Raw genomic sequence first — 18996 nt, 5'->3', positions numbered from 1 at the left:
GATCCCTTCCCTTGGTGCGTCGGTGCGCTTAGTTGTTTCTTTCCTTTTTTTGGGTCGGGGGGGTTCTCCCCCCCCCCCCCCCCCCCCCCCCCCCCCCCCCCCCACGACTCACCAGCGCGAAGCAGGAGTCCCGGCCCGCTCCGGCGGACCCCGCCGGCCCTCCCACCGCGGTGCCCCGACCACCGCCGGCCCCGGCGGAACCGACACCAAGGAGTCCGCCCATGACCCTCACCCTCGAACACCCCGCGACCACCGCCACGGTCGGCGACCTCATGAGACACCCCGAGCTGCAGATCAGCGACGACGTCATGGTCGACATGGCGATCGACATCCTGCACGGCTCCGGCGCCGACCACCTCCTGGTCCGCGATGACGACGGCCGCTGCGCCGGGCTGCTGACCCGCCTGCACCTCGCGCCGTTCCAGACCCGCACCTGGTCCACCGAGCGCACCCCGGTGCGCGACATCGTCCTCGACCAGGCCCCGTTCGCCACCGCCGACATGCCCGCCACCACCGCAGCCTCCGCCATGCGCGCCCGCGGCCTGACCACGTGGCCGGTGGTCGACCCCGACGGCCACGCCATCGGCCTGCTCAGCTTCTAGGCCCGCGCTGCCGGCGCCGACGCGCCGGCAGCCGCGTCTCCAGGGAGCTGTCCACGGCGGCGTTCAGCATTGGGCCGCTGTCCTGGTCGGGGTCGGCCATCGCGTCGAGCATCAGGGCGCCGGTTCCCGGTCGCAGGCGGATGTCGAGGGCAGGGGGTCGGATTCCGCGGGGACGGCCACCGAGTAACTCCTCGCGGCCCCGGTCTCGGGCGGGCCGGGGGCGCCCGCAAAGCGGGCGACTTGCCTGACGGCCCGCAGGCGGCGGCGCAATCCTCACCGTAGCGGCCGGGCGACCGAGCGGACCGCCCGCTCAGCGCAGGCGAACCGTCAGCGGCTGGCGCGGCCAAGGACCGGTCAAGGAAACACAGTTGTGCATGAGCGCGGCCCGGAACCGGTCCGCGCCAGTGAGGCAGGGTGCCGGACTCCTGGCCGCGCGGGGAACGGTCGGCCAGCGATCGGGGACTGAGGGGTAATCGTGTCCGGGGCGGCCTGCGGTGAGCGCCCGTCGCTCACCGCGGACCGGTCTCGTCGGCCTGGCAGGCTGGTCAGGTGTCGGCGGCGGACTCCTGGCCGCGCGGGGAACGGCGGAGCTCTTCGTTGATGCGCAGGGCTTCTTCGAGTTGGTCTTCGAGGATGACGATGCGGCAGGCGGCCTCGATGGCGGTGCCCTGGTCGACGAGGTCGCGGGCGCGCATGGCGATGCGCAGCTGGTAGCGGGAGTAGCGGCGGTGGCCGCCTTCGGAGCGCAGGGGGGTGATGAGGCCCTGTTCGCCGAGGGAGCGTAGGAAACCGGGGGTGGTGCCGGTCATTTCGGCGGCGCGGCCCATGGTGTAGGCGGGGTAGTCGTCATCGTCGAACGAGCTGACGGCGCCGGGGGTATGCGGTCGGATGGTTGCCGTGGTCACTGCACCTCTTCTTGTTGTTGTGCCTGGGGACGTACTGAGGGGCCCCGGGGGCCATTGTGGCTCCCGGGGCCCCGAAGGGTTTTACACCATCTGCAGGCCTTGTGGCCGGCTTCCTTATATCCGCACTGCCCCGGGGGAGGGGGCATGCGGGGATCGCGTATGCGTGACCGGAAACCACCGTCCTTGCCTTGGGGTCTTCGGATTCCGCCCGGGCGACTTCCTCACGGGCCGGGCGATCCTGATGGCGCTCTGTCCCCTCCGTTCATCCTCTGCACTGACCTGGTACTGCGGAACTGCTGGTACTTCGAACTGCGTGGTAGTGCCAACCACTCGGTACTGCTGTGGCGGTCCTTGCGGTCCACCGGGTCCGGTAGCCAGCCCCGTCGCCCGTCCTGCTTAACCACTCGGCTTGGAACCCCACTGCCGGACTCCCAGTGCGCGCGCCCGCAGTCTGGGCGCCTTCACCGGGATACCGCGTACTGTCGACTGCTGGTACTTCCCAACTCAACTTCACACTGCTGGTACTGCACTTACCGAACTGCGGTACCGCTCGGTGGCGACCCCTGATACCTGCGGGCCGCCCGGCCCGGCCGCCGGTCCTGTCGCCTTACTGCACCATCCCTGGCTTCAAGACCCTGCAACCGTACCGACCTACGAACTCCTGTACTGCTACCCGCCAGTTCGTGTCTGGCAGGTACCGCTTCTCTCGTCTACGAGAGAAACACTAACCACGGCGCGTGGCAATGTCTACTCCAGCGGGCATAGATTTTTCGGCGCCGGCTGGGGAGGTAGTCTTCGCCCCTCACGGGGTGGGGCGGCCTGTCGCCGCAGCCGCACCCAGGGCGGAGGACGCCGCGTCCCGCGGCCAGGACCACGAGTAAACGGGAGACAAGTGGTGGAAGGGCCGCAGGCCGCGCGGCAGGTGCGCACCCCCGACCCCCATACCCAGGCGTCGCTGGCGGCGGCCATAGGCGAAGCAGTGCGCGACCGGGACGAGCGGGGCCTCCGCCGGCTTCTGGCCCGCTTCGCCGAACAGGCCGCCATCACGGACCTGCCTGCCCTGCGCGAGGCCATCGACACCCCCCACGGTGATGACAATCCGCCGGGGGCCCGATAGGCCCAGTCGGCCCGCCGCGCTCCCGGATCAGAAAGCGCGGGCAGCGGCATCACAGGTGAGGCAGACGTATCCGGCCCAACGCGGCGGATACCACCCCTGCCTCGGACGCTCCGGGCTCCACCGCTCGACCACCATCGCGCTGGCGTCCATTCCGCACGCGGGTCGACGGCCCGGGGCCGCCGGGGGCGTCCGGATCGGAGAGGGCGGCGTGGACCCGGCGCACCGACAGGACGTCAACCGGATCACCGCCCACCCCCAGGATGCGCGCATCCAACGGCTCAACCAGCTCCAACAGAACCACGATCCCCATCGCGCGCCCGAGGCCGCGCACGCGACCGCACCCGGGCGAGGGCGGCCGGCGGTGGACCACGCCGGACACCCCGCCGTACAGGCCCGGACCAGAAGGGGGGAGGGTCAGGGCCCGTGCGAACGGGTCCGCTCGCGCCCAGGGTGCTTGCCAGTATCGGCGAGCGAAACCCGGCAGGGCGCGGCGGCCGGTCGGCGCAGCAGGGGACTGGGAACGAGCGTCCAAGCCGCGCCGCCGAGGTCAGGCGGAGATTGTCAACGCTTCCGCAGAACTGAAAACCCATCAGTCCCGCAGAATTGACCCCCTCGGGTCGTGCGGTTCGGTCGTGCGGCTTGGTCGGCCCGGCATGGTGGGCGGATGGAAGACGATCTCCCGACCGTGTCGGTGCGTCTGTGGCAGGCGGACACCATCGTGTTGTTCGACTGGCTGATGACGACGGATCTCGGCTCGGTGCCGGTGACCCATCCGGCCCAGAAACAGGCCCTGGCCGATCTGCTGTCGCGGTTGGAGCGGGCCGCGGACTCCGACGTGACCGGGGTGACCGCCGAGGACATCGCTGCTGCTCAGAGCGAGGTTGCCCAGGATATGGGCTGGTAGTTCATTCGCGGACGAGAACGGCACGTTCCGGGTGGAGATCACGGAGGTGATGGCCCGGCCACGCCCGCGGCACGGACAGGCACACGTGCCTGCACGCCATCCCGCCGCCCTGAACGTCGGCCCGCGGGTAGGCACACCCGTGGGCCGCTGCCGTGCCGCTCGTCGGCCGCCGTGCGGCCGGGGTCTACAGGAGTAGCCCCGGCCACACGGCCCCGCCCCGCCGAATACAGCCCTGGCCTTCGAAGGGCCGAGGGCTGCGTCACGGCGAATGGCCCGCCTTCCCTACCTGCGCCCGGAGCGTCGGCTGCCCAGACGCATGCCGCCGAGTACCAGGGCTGCGAGGAACAGGACGATCCCGATCACGAGCAGCCACAGCAGGCCCTTCACGAGGGCGCCGACGAAACCGAACACCACAGCGATCAGGACGATGAACAGAAACAGTGCCATCGCGGCTCCGCCTTTCTCACTTGTCGCGCTTCAAGACGCCCTTCACACGGTCGGCGACGTCGCGCACGCCGTCCTTGACGTCCGCGGCGGCCTGCTTGAGCTTCGACTCCGCCTGGTCGGCCTGCCCCTCGCCCTTCAGCTCCTGGTCACCAGTCAGGTCCCCGACCTTCTCCTTGGCCTTGCCGGTCACGTTCTGCGCCTTGTTCGACAGGTCACTCATCGGTTGCTCCGTCCATCCGGTAGTGCGCGAATCCCACTGTCCGATCGTCCATCTTTGCCCGGTTTTGGGGATTTTATGCTCGCGGCACGGCTGACGAGGCGCGGGCCGTCCCGAGGGGACCGCCCGTGAGGCCGGACGGCGGCGCGAGGCGGTACGCGGGCCGGGGGATCGGCGCCGCGTACCGCCGGCCTGATGACCGCGGGCAGGCGCCCGGTTCAACGAGCCTCTCCCGCGGACGGGCACGGGTGGCGGGCCGGGCTGCCGGGGGTGTCGGGGCCCTGCGGGGGCCATGGCTGGGTGGCGAGCTGGCGACGCAGGGCGTCGAGGCGGGCCAGGTGGGTGTCAAGGACGGTGAGGGCCGCAGTGCTCTGCTCGCGGATCCGCAGCTCGATGGCGGCGAGGCGGTCCTCGATGTGCTGCCATCGGTCCTGGGCAGGAGGGTCAGGCGCGTCGTTGATCACTGTCATGGCGGAGGCGGTCGGTGCGGTCGTCGAGGTCGTCGAGGCGGGCGGCGAGGTCGGGATGGGCGTCGCCGAGATGGAGGCGCATACCAGTCAGGGGCGCGATGAGGTCGGCCGCGTCGGTGGCGCCGAGGGCAGTGGTGAGTGCGTCCAGGGCGGGCCCGGCTTCGGGGGTGTGGCCGGGGGCGGCGGTGATCCGGGCGGCCAGGACGCGCAGGTCGGCGGCGTGGTCGCGGGCCCAGGCGTCGACGGCGCGGTCGGCGGCGCGGCGGTCGCGCACGGCCTTGACCCGCTCCGCGCCGGTAGCAGTGGTGCCAGTGGTGCCAGTGGTGCCTGTGGTGCCGGTGGTGCCGGCGGGGCGCAGGCGCAGGTAGCGGTTCTCGGCGGCCTGGCGGCTGGCGACGCCCATGGGCTGGGCGAGGTCGGCCCAGGTGGCGCCTGCGGCGCGGGCGGCCTCGACCATCGGAGCCTCCCAGTCGGCGAGCTGGGTACGCAGCTCCCGCAGCAGCACGAGGGCGGCCAGCGCCCGCTCGGCACCGCCTTCCCGTGTGTCTTGGCCTGCGGGACGGCCAGGTCCCCGGGCCGTGCGCACGGCGTCGTCGATGGCGGCTAGCGCTGCGGCGGCGGCGAGGAAGGAGACCGGCTCGGGTCTGGCTGCGGGCTTCGGGGGCTTCGCGCTCATGCAGTCATTCTACGGACGACACTAGGAGTTTGTCATTGGATGGATGACGTGCTACAACGATGTCAGGTGAAGCGCACTGGCACCCAACGATCAATGGAGGTGTTTCGCGATGCTGCTGCGCACTGACCCCTTCCGCGAGCTCGACCGGCTGACCCAGCAGTTCCTCAACACGACCGGTACCTGGTCGCGGCCGACCCCGATGCCACTGGACGCCTACCGCGCCGGTGACGAGTACGTGATCTGCTTCGACCTGCCAGGGGTGGCCCCGGACGCGATCGACATCGACGTCGAGCGGAACATGGTGACCGTCAAGGCCGAGCGCCGTCCGCACCGGCAGGGAGACGACGTGAAGTGGGAGCTGGCCGAGCGCCCGCTCGGTGTGTTCTCCCGGCAGGTCATGCTCTCCGACACCCTCGACCCGGAGGGGATCACCGCCGACTACGACGCCGGCGTGCTGACCCTGAAAATCCCGGTCGCCGAGAAGGCCAAGCCCCGCAAGATCGCCATCGCCCATGGCGACGGGCGCAAGCAGATCCAGGCCTGACCTCTCCCCGAGCCGTCCCGTGCCGCCCGCAATCCCCCCGGCGGCGCGGCACGGGACACCCCGGCCCCGGCCTGACCTTCCGGACACGCCCGCGACCCGCGGGCCCAACGGACAGCGAGCCGCCCCATGACTACCCCGGCGCCACCGTTCACGGTGAGGGTATGCGGCGAGATCGACCTCGACTCCGCCCCGGACCTTCGTCGCGAGCTGTCCCGCGCGCTGGCGGACCACCGGCAGGTGGTGCTCGACCTGTCACAGGTGACGTTCATGGACTGCTCGGGCCTGAACGTCCTGCTGGAGGCCCGCAACCAGGCCGACCGAAACGGGGCGCGCCTGGCCCTGCGCGGCATCACCCGCCCGGTGGCCCGGCTCCTCAAACTGACCGGCCTGACGACCTGGCTGGCCCCAGCACCCCGCCCGCACGGCCACACGCCCCAGACCCGGCATCCGCCGCCGACCGGAGGGAGGAACCCGCAATGACACTGCACTGGGAGGCGTTCCTGGACCAGGTCCGGGAACGCGGCGAATACGACACACCCCAGGAAGCCGAACGCTGCGCGCGCGTCGTCCTGGCCCTGCTCGGCGCGCACCTGGTCGGCGCAGTGCGCTCGGACCTCGCGGCCCGCCTGCCCGAGACGCTCGCCCTGGTCCTGCTCAACCCACTGCAGGCCACCGAACCGCTCAGCCCCGAACGGTTCGTGCGCGCCACCGCCGCTTGGATCGAAGGCGCCGCCGAAACCACCGCCCTGTGGAACATCGGCGCCGTCCTGTCCACCGTCGCCGACGCCGCCGGCGACCAGCTCATGGAGCAGGTCCTGCTCCAACTGCCGCCCGGCTACGACGTGCTCTTCGGCCGCCCCGCCGCCGGCCAACGCCCCTGACCCCCATCACGGCCGCCCCGCCGCCGGCCAACGCCCGGAAGGCCACCGCCATGACCCGGCACCGCCACCTGATCCAGCAGGTCCGCATCCTCGGCCGCTACCCGAGCGACGACGAAGCCGAACGCGCCCTCGCCGCCGTCCTGGCGCTGCTCGGCTCCCAGCTCACCGGCGACGAACGCTGCGACCTCGCCGCCACACTCCCCGAGCGGGCGCGCGCCGTATTCGCCTCCCAGATCCCCCTGCCCCAACCGGTCTCGGCCCCCGCCTTCGTCGAAGCCGTCGCCGACGCCCTCGGCACCACCCTCGCCGCAGCCCGCTGGGACACCTCCACTGTCCTGGCCGCCCTCACCGACCTCGCCGGCGACCACCTCACCGACCGCATCCTTCACCAACTGCCCAACGGCTGGGCGCTGCTCTTCGGCCGCGCCGATCTCACCCCAACCGCCGCCTGAACCGCCAGCGCCAGCCGGGACCTCAAGGTCCTGGCTTCTTTGCTTCTCAACCATCTTGCTCTCATCGGACATGCTCGACCGATCGAAGGGGATCGTGCGGAGTGAGATGCCGTCAGCGTTCACTTCGTGCACATGCGTCCGTTACCGCCCATGGGCGCTCATTGGCACTCATCGCGCGTGGTCCCAAAGTGGTCCCCAGGGCTCCGGTCACGGCGAGTGACACCAATCTGGCGGGCCTTCAACAACCGCAGGTTGAAGCGCCCCGCGATCCACCAGCAGCGACGTCGGCCGGCGGGTTCACGGAGGGCGAATCAAGGTCGCCTACCCATCGACTACGGATGGTGATCTTCCAGGCGGTGTGTCGTCTTGAGCGTGTCCTGACCGATTGGTTCTGACGTGCCTCGCGCACCCGGGATCACCCCCACTCGAAAGGGAGGAAGTTCATGGGACAGCGTGCGCAGCGTGGCCGGGTCTGCCGGCGGTGTGGCTGCTCGGACGGGCGGGGGAAGCAGTTGGGTCCGTGGTGTGTGCGGTTGTTGGAGGAGGCGGATCACGGGAGGTGGACGTACTGCATCGACCTCGCCCGGGAGGACGGGAAGCGCCGGACCCGCCGTCGGGGCGGTTTCGCCACCCGGGCCGAGGCGGCCCGGGAGATGAAGGCGATGCTGGACGGTGAGCTGCGCGGGGTCTACGAGGACCGCCGCACCACCGTGGCGAGCTTCCTGCGGGAGTGGCTGGCGGCGAAGAAGGAGGTGCTCGCGCCCAACACCTACGCCGGCTACGTGGACTGCGTCGAGCGGGACCTGATCCCCGCCTTCGGTCACTACCGTCTCCCCGACCTGCGCCCCAAGCAGATCAACGGCTAGGTCGCCGCCCAGCAGAAGGCCAAGCGGGGTCGCGTCACCGTCTACCGGGCCGTGTCCACCCGGCGCAACGCGCTCAACGCCGCCGTCCGCTCCTGGCGGCTGCGCTACAACCCGGCCAAGCACTCCGTCCCGCCCAAGCCCCGCGCCGCCGTGCGCACCTGCTGGACCCGACCAGGCCGCGGCGTTCCTGCGGCACAACACGGAGCACTACGCCGACCGGCTCATTGACCTGTTCGAGGTCATGCTCGGCACCGGCATGCGCCGCGGTGAGATCCTCGCCCTGCACTGGTCCGACGTCCACCTCATGGACCACAAGCTCTACGTCCGCTGGACCCTGACGGCCGTGAACAACGGGAAGATCCACCTCGGTGAGCCCAAGACCGAGGCAAGTCGCGCGTGGATCAGCCTTTCCCCCAGGGCCATGGCCGCCCTCCACCACCAGGCCGCCCTTCAGATGGCGGCCCACCCCGACGGCCGGCTCGACGGCCTGGTCTTCACCCGCCCCGACGGCGAGCCGCTGCGCCCCCAGCGGGTCCTCGGCCAGCTCCGCAAACGCACCGCAGAACTCGACCTGCCGAAGATCGGTCTGCACGACCCTGCACCACACTACGACCAGCATCATGATCGCCGCCGGTATCCCGCTCGCCGTCGTCTCCAAGACCCTGCGCCACTCCAACCTCGCCATCACCGTCGATCTCTACGGCCACCTCCTCAAGGACTCCGCCGACGAAGCCGTCAAGGCACTCGCCTCCGCGCCCGACCGGGCGGACGCCGAGGTGGCCGGCCAGGCCGGTTGCTCTGCCGGTCGCCGCTTCGGCAAGGCAGCGTGAGCGGTCCGGCGTCAGGCCTTCATACCTAGCTGCTCATCGGCCGCTTCCGAGCCGCTGGTGTGAGTGCGGTCGGGTTCCTCTTCGTCGATGTCCGGCTGGAGGAGGTCGGGCAAGTCCTGTGCTGCCCAGTCCGGAAGGGTGACCGCTGCGGGGACCGGCAGCAGGGCATCACGCCGAAGGGACTCCTCCTCGAAGACGGCCTCGGTGAGCCAGGAGAACGTGTCGTCGTCCAGCAGATCGGGATGACAGGCGGCGGTGTCCGCGAGCCGCTCGGTGTCGGGGAAGGCGGTCGGGAGGCCGCCGTTGCCCGCGGCGCGAGCGACGGCGCGGCGGGCCGTGCTCTCATACCAGCCGGACCCCCACCATCCGCCGACGGACTCGGTACGGAAGCCGTGCAGAGTGAGCGGCCGCAGGACGGTTTCCGGTCCGAGGGTTTCGTCGGCCGTCTGCCAGTGGTCGATCTGGCGGTGGATGGAGGCGAGGATCGGTGCCCAGCCTTCATCGAAGATGTCGCTGACCGCGCGGCCGTCGGCGAGTCGGGGGTCTGTACCGTCATCCGCGACAACGACGCCCTCGCCGAGATCCGCCGGCTCGGCATCGGCGTCGGCCGCCAGGAGTGCATGCCCCGCTGGGACTCCGCCGCCGCCCGGTCCTGGTGCCCAGCGCTTCGGCCTGGGAGCCGGGTCGGCTGCGGACGGTGCGCTACCAAGGCTCTGGTTGACGGTTGGCCACTGACGCTGACTCGATGCACCTGAACCTCGCCTGCCGCACTGCGGAAGCCCGATGACCGGTTGCAGACCCCGTTGCCCGCGCGCCCGAACGGTCAGCTGCCGCGCCGACCCCAGGCCGAGACCATGGAGAACGCCAGGTCCCACACACAGGGATTCCGGAAGTCCGCGTAGACGTCGGCCAGTTCCGCCTCGGTGACCAGACCGGTGTCCACCATCCTCCGGGACAGCGGCTTCATGCTGAGGTGCAGCATGCGCGCCATGTCGTCCTGGCCATGGAAAGGGAGGGTGCTGACGTGGGCTCCGATGTCAGTGAGGCCGTGGTCCGCGAGCGGGGTCGGGAGGTGGCGTGTCCACGTGATGTCGGTGCCGGCGGTTTCGTACATGACACGCCACATGGCGGCCATGGCGTTGCGGTGGTGCGGGCGCGGGGAGGTCCCGGAGGTGGTGTCGGCGGTCTCCTCGACGACGAGCCACCCACCGGGGCGCAGCCAGGAGACGAGACGTTCGAGGAGTTCGTCTCGTCGGGGAACGTGGATGAGGACGAAGCGGGTGTGGACGAGATCGAAGACGGGGCCCGGGTCGAAGTCTTCGGAGAGGGCATCGCCGGTGACGGTCGTCAGGCGGGGGTGGGCGGGCAGGAAGCGGTCGTCGCGGTCGAGGGCGGTGACCTGGGCACCCTGGTCGGCGAGCCACCCGGCGATCGACCCGCTGCCCGCGCCGACCTCCAGGCAGTTGCGTCCGGCGGGGGAGAGCAGGGAACCGATGACGTGCTCGGTGATGGGGTCGTAGACGGAGGTGAGGTGCCTCAGCCGGTCTCGTTCTTCCTCTGCCGAGAGGCTGAAGATCTGGTCGTAGGTGTGGTGGTCGCCGTGGTCCACGGGGTGCTTCCTTCCTTCCGCCGGTCAACTCACCATGCGGCGAGCTGACCGTAGTCGTTCCCGTTCGTCTCCGGTTGACGGAACGTCATGCTCCCCCTGGAGCCGCTGGGTGACTTGTCCGGCGGTGGATCCTGAGTTGCGGACCCCGGGGACGGAGGGTGGCCGAGGTGGCGGTCTCGTGGACGCGGCCGGGCGTGGCCAGGCCGATCCGCCAGCGGGCCAGGACGGCCGCGGCGATGATCAGCAGCTCGGTCCAGGCGAAGGTCTCACCGACGCACTTGTGCGGTCCTGCGGCGAAGGGCATGAAGAGCTTGCGCGAAGCGTGGTCCCCGCGCTGGCGCCATCGGCCGGGGTCGAACCGGTGGGGGTCGGGGTAGCGGAGCGGGTCACGGTGCAGCGCGGTAAGGCTGAAGAGGATCTCCGAGCCCGGGGCGAGCCGGGTGTCGGCGCACTGGAGGGGGGCCACCGCGCGGCGCATCAGGATCCAGTTGGGGGTGTGGAGCCGGAGGGTTTCGCTGAGCGCGTGCCCGGTGCGCTCAAGGCGCGGCAGGTCGCTCCAGCCGACGGTGCCGTCACTGGCGACGGCTCGTACCTCCTCGCTCAGTTCGTCCTGCAGATCGGGATGGCAGGCGAGCTCGTAGCACAGCCAACTGAGTGTGGTGGCAGCCGTCTCGGTGCCCGCCAGCAGCAGCGATACCACCTCGTCCCGAACCTGGAGAGGGGCCATCGGCCGACCCGTCTGTTCGTCCCTGGCGGCGAGCAGCAGTGACAGCAGCGTGCTGTCCGGGCTGTCACGCCGGTCGACCTGCGCGACGATGTCGTCCACCACCGCGCGCAGGTCCTCGACTGCCGCGTCGAAGCGCCGGTTGGCGGGAACGGGCAGCTTCTCCAGGAGCGGCGAGGGGTACAGGGCCCGCTGGATGAACCCCGTGAGGACCACCGGCACGGCCTGGTGGATCCGGGCTTTGTGGCCGGCGCCGAGGCGGGTGGCGAACAGCGCCTCCAGCAGAACGTCCAGGGTGAGTTCGTGCATCCGCTCGCTGATCGTCAGCGGTGACTCCGGCTCCCAGCGGGACACCGCCCGGGCTGCCTCGCGGGTCATCACGGCGGTGTACGTGCGGATGCTGTCGCGGTGGAAGGCCGGCTGGAGAAGGCGTCGCTGGCGGAGGTGGAAGGCGCCCTCGGAGATGAACAGCCCGTTCCCCAGCAGCCTGCGGGCCTTGTCGAAGACGAAGCCCTTCTCGGTCTTCGCGGCGTCCTGGACGAGTAGCCTGTGCACGAGTTCGGGCGCGGTGAGCACATGGACCGGCCGCCGCCACAGCTGGATCCGCACGACGGGGCCCAGGTCCGCCAGCGACTGCAGGAAGGGCACCGGGCGGGTCATCAGCGGAATCAGGTGCCCGATCCCGGGCAGCCGGCCCCCGGCGCAGGGCGCCTCGCCGCCGGCCGTACTGCGGTCACGGGTCATGGCCGGCTCGCTGCGGGTGACGGTGTGTCGAATCGCGAACTTCCACGGGACCAGTCGATGTGCCCCCTTAGCCACAGCCCGAGGCTGCGCGCGTACACCGCGGTCGGTGCGGTGGCGTCGGCGCTGACGGCTTCGCACGCCTCGATGAAGTGGTTCATCTCCCGGTCGCGCATGGCGAGGGCCCGGTCCCGGGCTGCGGACGGGGAGCAGCGGTGGTGACGGGCGAGGACCTCGACGAGGTTGTGGCGTCCCTGGCCGCCGGCGCGCTCCTTGGCATGGGAGTACAGGTCGTTGTCCCAGCTGACCAGGTTCGCGGTGATGTCCGCGAGCCTGCGCAGCGTCGGGCCGTCCGCCTGCGCGGGCGGGAGTTCGTAACCGCCCACGATGTCGATGAGTGCCAGGCAGGTGTACGTCGCCCCCGCGTGGCGGCGCATGGCCACGTACTCGGCGAGCCCGGGGACGGCCGACGCCTCCCGGTTCGCGGCCTCCCAGACCTGCGCGGACAGGTAGTCGCAGACCGTGCGCTCCCACCGGACGAGCTGCGGGGGCGAAGCGTGCACGCGGATCCGGTCCCGGATCTCCCGCAGGGCCACCGCGTAGGCACGTGCGGTTCCCGTGAGCTCGGTCAGGGGCAGGTCGGCGTCGAGTATCCGCGCCAGCAGGGCGGTTGTCCGGGCCAGTGGGCCCGGTGGCCCGCCGCGCTCAGGGTCCTCGCCGTACCCGTCGTCGAAGGCGAAGAGCCAGACGTACCAGTCCGCCAGCAGCCGCAGCATCTCCGCGCCCGCCTCGGGATTGGTCCGAGCGGCGAGGGCACCGCTTCGCTGACGCCGTAGCCGTTCCGCACGCTCGGGCAGCCCGTCGAGCAACCGGTGCTGTGCCATCCAGGCGAAGCTCTCCCGGTCGGCCTGCTCGGCATGCCGGTTCAGCAGGGAGGGGAAGGGGCACCACAACTCGTCGGACCTCCCGTCGGTCGCTGTGTCGTGGGGATTGCTCACGGGCATGCCGGCCTCACCGTTCGGTCGAAGGGAGCGTGAACGCTGTGTCGGCACGGGTCGCTCCGTGCCGGCAGCGTGGTTCAGCGCCGGTGCAGGAGGAGGCGGGTGGCGAGGCCGCCGCCCACGCCGGCCAGTACGGCCACCGGCAGCCACCAGGCGGGCCAGGGCAGCAGTCCGAGCGGTGCGTCGAGTGACCAGCGGCCGGGTCCGGTGGCGGACAGCGCCGCGCCGATCGTGACCAGCACCAGCGGGTACTCGAACCCGTCGTTCTGCACCCACAGCCCGTGCGGCCGCTTGACGGTCAGCGCCACCGTCATCACACCCATCGTTCCCGCGGCGGCCAGCGGCGTGAGCAGACCCGCCGCAAGGAGCAGTCCGGCCCCGATCTGGGTGCCTCCCGCGGTGAGCGCGGTGAACACGCCGCCGCGGAAGCCGTCGCCGCGGAACTCCTCGGTGCCGCCGGCCAGCCCCCGCCCGCCGAGGTGGAAGCTGACCTTCTGGATCCCGTGCCCCGCGACCAGCAGGCCGGCGACCAGCCGGAGCAGCAGGAGACCTGCGTTCACTGGTGAACTCTCTTTCTGTGGTACCTGGTTTCCGGTCAGCCGGCCGCGTGCTCGTTGATCATGCTCTGCGCGTAGACCACACCCAGGCCGTAGGCGCCGGCGTGCTCCTTGACCACGTCCATGACCGGCAGGTAGGTCTCGGTGCGAGCCCAGTCGCGCTGCAGCTCCAGCAGCACCTGGACCCACGTCACCGGCACCGCGCCGGCCGCCGTCATCCGCTGGATGGCGTGCTCATGGGCCAGCGGGCTGACGCCGCCGGAAGCGTCCGTGACCACGTAGACCTCGTAGCCCTGGTCCAGCGCCGACAGGGCGGGCAGCACCAGGCAGACCTCGGTCCACAGGCCGGAAAGGATGATCTTGCTGCGCCCGGTCGCCTTGACCGCCTCGACCAGGGCCGCGTCCTCCCAGGCGTTCATCGAGGTGCGGTCGACCACCCCGTGCTTCGGGAAGACCGCCTTCAGCTGGGGCAGGATCGGGCCGGAGAAGGAATCGGCGGCCACCGTGGACAGCACCACCGGGACGTCGAAGACCCGGGCGGCCTTGGCCAGGCCGACGGTGGCGTTGATGATCGCCGTGCGGTCGCCGCTGCCCGTGCCGAAGAACATCTGCGGCTGGTGGTCGACGAAGAGCATCATCGAGTTGTCCGGCGTCAGTAGATCGGAGCTGGGGGCGGCGTGCACGGAGTCGAAGTCGACCATGGCGGTTCTCTCTTTCGGCTGATGGGATGTCACGGGGGCGTCGGCGCGGACATCAGCGGGGACGTCGGCGCAGACCTCGGCGGGGACGTCGCAAGGCATCGAAGGCTCGGAGACACGAGCGGTGCCGCAGGCTCTCCGGCACAGCAAGGACGCTATCCGGCGGCGCCCGGACATCTCTTCTCCCCCCGCGCCCAGGACTGTTCCCACACTGCACGGAGCTCCCGTGCGCCGTCGGTCCCGGCGCTGCCCGCGGGGGTCGCTGCCCGCACAGGACAGAGCCGGTGCGTGCAGAGCAAAGTCGCAGCTCGATGCCGCCCTAGGTTGACTCGTGCCAGAGCTCAACGGGCCGTGCCGCTCGCGCTGTCCGGCCCGAACGACAAGGACGGTCACCATCATGTCGAGCATGCCTGTCGCCGGGATCCGCGCCGGTCACCCCGGCGAAGCCGGCCGAGCCGCCGACCTGGTCGTGCGCAACGCCAAGGTGTACACCGGCGACCCGTCGCACCCGCGGGCGAGCGCGGTCGCGATCCGCGACGGTCTGATCATCGCCGTCGGCGACGACGCGGACGTCATCCCGCAGATCGGCCCGCGGACCCGGGTCGTCGACGCGCTCGGACGACGTGCCGTCCCGGGCCTCAACGACTCGCACCTGCACGTCGTCCGGGGCGGTCTCAACTACGTGCTGGAGCTGCGCTGGGACGGCGTACCGACACTGCGCCAGGCGCTGGCCATGCTCCGCACCCAGGCCGAACGCACCCCGCCCGGCCAGTGGGTCCGGGTGGTCGGCGGCTGGTCCGCGGACCAGTTCGCCGAGCGCCGGCTGCCCACGGTGGCCGAGCTGAACGCCGCGGCGCCCGACACCCCCGTCTTCGTCCTGCACCTGTACCAGTCGGCGCTGATGAACCGGGCGGCGCTGCGGGCCGCGGGGTTCGACCGCGACACCCCGGACCCGGTGGGCGGCCAGATCGTGCGCGGCCACGACGGACAGCCGACCGGCCTGCTGCTGGCCGCCCCCGGCGCCCTGCTGCTGTACTCCACGCTCGCCAAGGCGCCGACGCTGGACGAGGCCGAGAAGGCCGCCTCCACCCGGCACTTCCTGCGCGAGCTCAACCGCTTCGGGCTGACCTCGGCCATCGACGCGGCCGGCGGCTTCCAGAGCTTCCCGGAGAACTACGGCACCGTCATGCAGCTCGCGCAGAACGGCGAGCTGACGCTGCGGATCGCCTACCACCTCTTCCCGCAGACCGCCGGACAGGAGCTGGACGACCTGGCGCGCTGGGTGGCCACCGTCCGACCGGGTGACGGGGACGAGTGGCTGCGGCTGAACGGTGCCGGGGAGAATCTCACCTGGGCGGCTGCGGACTTCGAGAACTTCACCGAGCCGCGCCCCGAACTCGGCCCGTACGAGGCCGGGTTCGAGCAGGCCGTCCGGCTGCTGATGGAGCACGGCTGGGGTTTTCGGCTGCACGCCAGCTACGACGAGACGATCCGCCGCGACCTGGCGGTCTTCGAGAGGCTCGCCGCCGAGGGCCTCTTCCCGGGCGGGAACCGGTGGCTCTTCGACCACGCCGAGACGGTCTCCTCCGCGAGTCTGGACCGGATCGCCGCGCTCGGCGGGGCCGTCTCGGTGCAGAACCGGCTGTCCTTCCAGGGTGAGGCGTTCGTGCGCCGCTACGGCGCCGCCGCGGCTGCCGAGGCGCCGCCGGTGCGGGCGATGCTGGAACGCGGGCTGACGGTCGGCGCGGGCACGGACGCCACCCGGGTCTCCTCCTACAACCCGTGGGTGGCGCTGCAATGGCTGGTCTCCGGGCGCGCCGTCGGCGGACGTACGCTCCGCCCGGCGGCCAACCGGCTCAGCCGCGAGGAGGCGCTGGAGCTCTACACCCTGGGCGGCGCCCGGCTCACCGGCGAGCAGGAGGTCAAGGGCCGACTGCGGGTGGGCTGTTACGCCGACTTCGCGGTGCTCAGTGCCGACTACCTGACGGTGGACGAGGCCGACATCCCCCACATCGAGTCCGTCCTCACCGTGGTCGGCGGCCGCATCGTGCACAGTGTCCAGGAGCACGAGGGTCTCGCCCCCGAGCTGCCGGCCGTGGTCCCGCTGTGGAGCCCCGTGGCGCGCTTCGGCGGCTACCAGGCCACCCCCGCGCCCAGCCTCACCGGCGTCCGGCAGGCCGCGCAGGTGGCCGAGGCAGCCGCCGCCTCCGACGAGCAGCGCGAGTGGCGGCAGGCGCGCGGACTTCTCGTCCCCGGCCCGGGCGGGCCGGCCCTCGACGACCCCTGCTTCCTCTGACCCACATCCCGCATCCCGTTATCCCGCATTCCGCCTCCCGTATTCCGTATCCGCCGTGCGCCGCCGGGCCCCGCACCCCCGGTGGCGCACCGCGCTGGACAGCCCTGAAGGACGCCCAGATGACGACCACCCAGTCCGACAGCACCGTGGCCGCCGCGCAGGTCCGGGACCGCCACCCGCTGGCCCTGGCCCTGTTCGCGCTGACCGCGGTCAGCGGCCTGATCGACGCGGTGAGCTACCTGGGGCTCGGCCACGTGTTCACCGCGAACATGACCGGGAACGTCGTCGTGGTCGCCTTCGCCATGGTGGGCACGCCCGGCTTCTCGATCGCGGGCTCGCTCACCTCGCTCGCCGCCTTCCTGCTGGGCTCGGTCCTGGCCGGCCGGCTGGCGCTGCGACAGCGCGACGGCCGCCGGGAGCGCTGGCTGCGCACCGCGCTGCTGGCCGAGACCGCGCTGCAAGCCGCGGCGACCGCCATCACGTTCACCGCGAGCGGGCGGGCGCAGCAGGAGGCACTGATCGCGCTGCTGGCCGTGGCCATGGGCCTGCGCAACGGCACGGTCCGCAAGTTGGGCGTGCCGGACCTGACCACGACGGTGCTCACCCTCACCCTGACCGGCCTCGCCGCGGACTCCTCGCTGGCCGGCGGCGCCAACCCCCGCCTGGGCCGGCGCCTCTACGCGGTCCTGGCGATGCTCGCGGGCGCCGCTCCCGGAGCCGCGCTCGTCATCCACGGACACCTCGGCTGGGCGTTGCTGGCCGGCACGGTCCTGGTCGCCGCGATCGCGGTCGGCTACCGCGAGCGCGACTGAGGCGTCCGCCCCGCCGTCACCCCCTCGGCCAACTCTGTCTCCCGGAAGGACACTTCACATGCCCATGCGCCTCTCCCTGCGCCTGCTGGCGGCGGTCACCGCCACCACCGCGCTGGCCTTCGTCACCGCACCGTCGGCCCCCGCGGCGCCCACCGCCGGACGCCCCGGCCTCGCCGTCGGCCCCCAGTACGACACGACGCACGTGTACGTGACGCCCGGCGCGATGGACTCCTTCGTCAGCAGCTGGGAGGCGACCTTCGGCGGCACCAACACGCCGCAGGTCCTCGCCGACGTCACACCGACCCCGAGCCTGACCAAGTCCGAGCTCGTCCTCTCCCCCGTCGGCACGCTCTCCGTCTTCGACTACCAGACGCCCGTCCCCTACCCGTTCGGCGCCGAGCGCACCGGCTGGCTCGTCACGGACCTGGACCGCGGCGTGCGCAAGGCCGAGGCGGACGGGGCGAACACGGTCGTCGCGCCGTTCGCCGACCCGATCGGCCGCGACGCGATCGTCCAGTTCCCCGGCGGCATCTACGCGCAGCTGTACTGGCACACCAAGGCACCCTCGTACCCGGCGCTCGCGTCCGTACCGGAGAACCGGCTCTACCTGCCGAGCGGCGCGACCCGATCCTTCCTGCACTCGTACCTGGGCTTCACCGGCGGCATGGTGGTCTCCGACGACAACCACGCACCGGGCGCCGAACTCGGCCTGCCCGGCACCTCCTACCGGCGGATCCGGATCAGCTCACCGTTCGGCGACACCTCCGTCGCGGTCACCGACGGGCATCTGCCCTACCCCTTCGGACGCGAGAGCACCGGCTACGCCGTGAGCGACCTCGCCGCGACCCTCGCCAAGGCCCGGGCCGCCGGCGCGACTGTGCTGTGGGGGCCGTACGCCTCCCCCCGGCGCGACAGCGCGATGGTGCAGTTCCCCGGCGGCTACATCGCCGAGATCCATGACGGCGGCTCGCGGTCGTAACCGGCCGGGACACTCGGCTGGATCGCCGCCGGATCGGTCACGGCAGCGGCGCACGACACACGGCACACGGCGACGTGCACCACTGCGGCCCGGAGCGCCTGCTCAGCCGGGCACGCGAACAAGGACCCGGCACCGCCGGTGCACAGCACGGTGGCACCGGGTCCTCGACGGTGCGGAGCGGACGTCAGACGGCGTGCAGCGCCGCACGCAGGGTCTGGGTCGCCAGGGTGATGGCGGCCTGGGCCGCGTGCGTCTCGCGCAGGGCGTTGAGCATCACGAAGTCGTGGATGATGCCCTGGTAGCGCACGGCGGTGACCGGGACGCCGGCCGCCCGGAGCTTGTTCGCGTATGCCTCGCCCTCGTCGCGCAGCACGTCGGCCTCGCCGGTGATCACCAGCGCGGCGGGCAGACCGGTCAGCTGCTCGGTGGTGGCGCGCAGCGGGGAGGCGGTGATCTCGGCGCGCTGGGCAGGGTCGGTCGTGTACTGGTCCCAGAACCACTCCATGCCGTCGCGGCGCAGGAAGTAGCCGGTCGCGAACTGGTGGTACGAGTTGGTGTCGAAGGCGGCGTCGGTCACCGGGTAGAAGAGCACCTGGTGCCGGAGCGGCACGTCGCCGCGGTCCTTGGCCATATTTCCGTCTCCTCATGGTGCGGGGTGGTCCGCCCGG

At 71.5% G+C, this 18996-nt stretch carries 24 protein-coding genes and 2 pseudogenes; 14 read left to right on the top strand and 12 right to left on the bottom strand.

Going from position 1 to position 18996, the window contains the following annotated elements:
* The first annotated feature begins 221 nt into the window (after positions 1–221).
* Entirely contained in the window at positions 222–602 is a 381-nt protein-coding gene (locus AC07AL_RS34625) for a CBS domain-containing protein (RefSeq protein ID WP_363588178.1), read from the top strand.
* A gap of 545 nt (positions 603–1147) precedes the next feature.
* Here AC07AL_RS34625 and AC07AL_RS34620 read toward each other — a convergent pair.
* Positions 1148–1429 carry a helix-turn-helix domain-containing protein gene (locus tag AC07AL_RS34620; protein WP_400812306.1) on the bottom strand — a complete coding sequence of 94 codons (282 nt, stop codon included), beginning with the start codon at positions 1427–1429 and terminating at the stop codon, positions 1148–1150.
* A 973-nt stretch (positions 1430–2402) separates the two neighbouring features.
* Here AC07AL_RS34620 and AC07AL_RS34615 point away from each other — a divergent pair.
* Both AC07AL_RS34615 and AC07AL_RS34610 read left to right on the top strand, forming a co-directional pair.
* A complete protein-coding gene (locus tag AC07AL_RS34615) occupies positions 2403–2624 on the top strand; it encodes a hypothetical protein (protein ID WP_363588180.1) in 222 nt (73 codons plus the stop codon).
* A gap of 664 nt (positions 2625–3288) precedes the next feature.
* The gene (locus AC07AL_RS34610; RefSeq protein WP_363588184.1) at positions 3289–3528 is read left to right on the top strand and encodes a hypothetical protein; all 240 of its coding nucleotides are present in this window, start codon (positions 3289–3291) and stop codon (positions 3526–3528) included.
* A 282-nt stretch (positions 3529–3810) separates the two neighbouring features.
* On the opposite strand, the gene AC07AL_RS34605 is transcribed toward AC07AL_RS34610, so the two are convergent.
* From AC07AL_RS34605 to AC07AL_RS34590, 4 genes are all read right to left on the bottom strand, one after another.
* Positions 3811–3975: a hypothetical protein gene (locus tag AC07AL_RS34605; RefSeq protein WP_218206507.1), complete on the bottom strand. Its 165-nt coding sequence runs from the start codon at positions 3973–3975 to the stop codon at positions 3811–3813.
* 16 nt (positions 3976–3991) lie between these two features.
* Entirely contained in the window at positions 3992–4195 is a 204-nt protein-coding gene (locus AC07AL_RS34600; protein WP_363588186.1) for a CsbD family protein, read from the bottom strand.
* A gap of 215 nt (positions 4196–4410) precedes the next feature.
* Positions 4411–4662 (bottom strand): hypothetical protein, encoded by a 252-nt coding sequence (locus AC07AL_RS34595; protein WP_363588188.1) that lies wholly within the window; start codon positions 4660–4662, stop codon positions 4411–4413.
* Positions 4637–5338 (bottom strand): type III effector protein, encoded by a 702-nt coding sequence (locus tag AC07AL_RS34590; protein WP_478319322.1) that lies wholly within the window; start codon positions 5336–5338, stop codon positions 4637–4639. Before AC07AL_RS34590 ends, AC07AL_RS34595 begins: the two co-directional genes overlap by 26 nt.
* A 109-nt stretch (positions 5339–5447) precedes the next feature.
* Here AC07AL_RS34590 and AC07AL_RS34585 point away from each other — a divergent pair, with 109 nt between their 5' ends.
* The 8 genes and pseudogenes from AC07AL_RS34585 (at position 5448) to AC07AL_RS34550 (ending at position 8911) form a co-directional block, all read left to right on the top strand.
* Positions 5448–5882, top strand: a complete 435-nt coding sequence (locus tag AC07AL_RS34585; protein WP_363588192.1) for an Hsp20/alpha crystallin family protein — start codon at positions 5448–5450, stop codon at positions 5880–5882.
* 126 nt (positions 5883–6008) lie between these two features.
* Positions 6009–6362 (top strand): STAS domain-containing protein, encoded by a 354-nt coding sequence (locus tag AC07AL_RS34580; protein WP_363588194.1) that lies wholly within the window; start codon positions 6009–6011, stop codon positions 6360–6362.
* The gene (locus AC07AL_RS34575; RefSeq protein WP_400989686.1) at positions 6359–6763 is read left to right on the top strand and encodes a DUF2267 domain-containing protein; all 405 of its coding nucleotides are present in this window, start codon (positions 6359–6361) and stop codon (positions 6761–6763) included. Before AC07AL_RS34580 ends, AC07AL_RS34575 begins: the two co-directional genes overlap by 4 nt.
* Positions 6764–6813: 50 nt before the next feature.
* Entirely contained in the window at positions 6814–7215 is a 402-nt protein-coding gene (locus AC07AL_RS34570) for a DUF2267 domain-containing protein (protein ID WP_363588198.1), read from the top strand.
* A gap of 536 nt (positions 7216–7751) precedes the next feature.
* On the top strand, positions 7752–8081 hold the full coding sequence (locus tag AC07AL_RS34565) for a tyrosine-type recombinase/integrase (protein WP_363588200.1): 330 nt from the start codon (positions 7752–7754) through the stop codon (positions 8079–8081).
* A gap of 51 nt (positions 8082–8132) precedes the next feature.
* Positions 8133–8309 (top strand): hypothetical protein, encoded by a 177-nt coding sequence (locus AC07AL_RS34560; protein ID WP_478319321.1) that lies wholly within the window; start codon positions 8133–8135, stop codon positions 8307–8309.
* A 13-nt stretch (positions 8310–8322) separates the two neighbouring features.
* Positions 8323–8613, top strand: a pseudogene (locus AC07AL_RS34555) (site-specific integrase); the annotation flags it as partial.
* 88 nt (positions 8614–8701) lie between these two features.
* Complete coding sequence (locus AC07AL_RS34550; protein ID WP_400989684.1) at positions 8702–8911, top strand: hypothetical protein; 210 nt, start codon at positions 8702–8704, stop codon at positions 8909–8911.
* Between the two features lie 11 nt (positions 8912–8922).
* On the opposite strand, the gene AC07AL_RS34545 is transcribed toward AC07AL_RS34550, so the two are convergent.
* From AC07AL_RS34545 to AC07AL_RS34520, 6 genes are all read right to left on the bottom strand, one after another.
* On the bottom strand, positions 8923–9786 hold the full coding sequence (locus tag AC07AL_RS34545; protein ID WP_478319320.1) for a hypothetical protein: 864 nt from the start codon (positions 9784–9786) through the stop codon (positions 8923–8925).
* Positions 9735–10520 (bottom strand): class I SAM-dependent methyltransferase, encoded by a 786-nt coding sequence (locus AC07AL_RS34540; RefSeq protein WP_400989680.1) that lies wholly within the window; start codon positions 10518–10520, stop codon positions 9735–9737. The genes AC07AL_RS34545 and AC07AL_RS34540 overlap by 52 nt, the downstream gene beginning before the upstream one ends.
* Positions 10521–10605: 85 nt before the next feature.
* Positions 10606–11988 carry a cytochrome P450 gene (locus AC07AL_RS34535; RefSeq protein ID WP_363588203.1) on the bottom strand — a complete coding sequence of 461 codons (1383 nt, stop codon included), beginning with the start codon at positions 11986–11988 and terminating at the stop codon, positions 10606–10608.
* Positions 11985–12989 carry a terpene synthase family protein gene (locus AC07AL_RS34530; RefSeq protein WP_478319319.1) on the bottom strand — a complete coding sequence of 335 codons (1005 nt, stop codon included), beginning with the start codon at positions 12987–12989 and terminating at the stop codon, positions 11985–11987. Before AC07AL_RS34530 ends, AC07AL_RS34535 begins: the two co-directional genes overlap by 4 nt.
* 74 nt (positions 12990–13063) lie before the next feature.
* A complete protein-coding gene (locus tag AC07AL_RS34525) occupies positions 13064–13546 on the bottom strand; it encodes a DoxX family membrane protein (protein WP_363588207.1) in 483 nt (160 codons plus the stop codon).
* A gap of 35 nt (positions 13547–13581) precedes the next feature.
* Entirely contained in the window at positions 13582–14244 is a 663-nt protein-coding gene (locus AC07AL_RS34520; protein ID WP_363588209.1) for a hydrolase, read from the bottom strand.
* A gap of 394 nt (positions 14245–14638) precedes the next feature.
* On the opposite strand from AC07AL_RS34520, the gene AC07AL_RS34515 reads away from it, so the two are divergent.
* The 3 genes from AC07AL_RS34515 to AC07AL_RS34505 all read left to right on the top strand — a co-directional run bounded on the left by AC07AL_RS34515 (position 14639) and on the right by AC07AL_RS34505 (position 18328).
* Positions 14639–16537, top strand: coding sequence for an amidohydrolase (locus AC07AL_RS34515; RefSeq protein ID WP_363588211.1), 1899 nt, complete (start codon positions 14639–14641; stop codon positions 16535–16537).
* A 119-nt stretch (positions 16538–16656) separates the two neighbouring features.
* Entirely contained in the window at positions 16657–17349 is a 693-nt protein-coding gene (locus AC07AL_RS34510; protein WP_363588213.1) for a YoaK family protein, read from the top strand.
* A 58-nt stretch (positions 17350–17407) separates the two neighbouring features.
* Positions 17408–18328: a glyoxalase gene (locus AC07AL_RS34505; protein ID WP_478319318.1), complete on the top strand. Its 921-nt coding sequence runs from the start codon at positions 17408–17410 to the stop codon at positions 18326–18328.
* A gap of 184 nt (positions 18329–18512) precedes the next feature.
* On the opposite strand, the pseudogene AC07AL_RS34500 reads toward AC07AL_RS34505, so the two are convergent.
* Positions 18513–18959: pseudogene (locus tag AC07AL_RS34500) on the bottom strand (alpha/beta hydrolase fold domain-containing protein); the annotation flags it as partial.
* Positions 18960–18996: the final 37 nt, after the last annotated feature.

The organism is Kitasatospora sp. NPDC043949 (assembly GCF_056435365.1).
The sequence above is the reverse complement of the archived record's forward strand: the minus strand, read 5'-3'. Positions and strand labels throughout refer to the sequence as shown.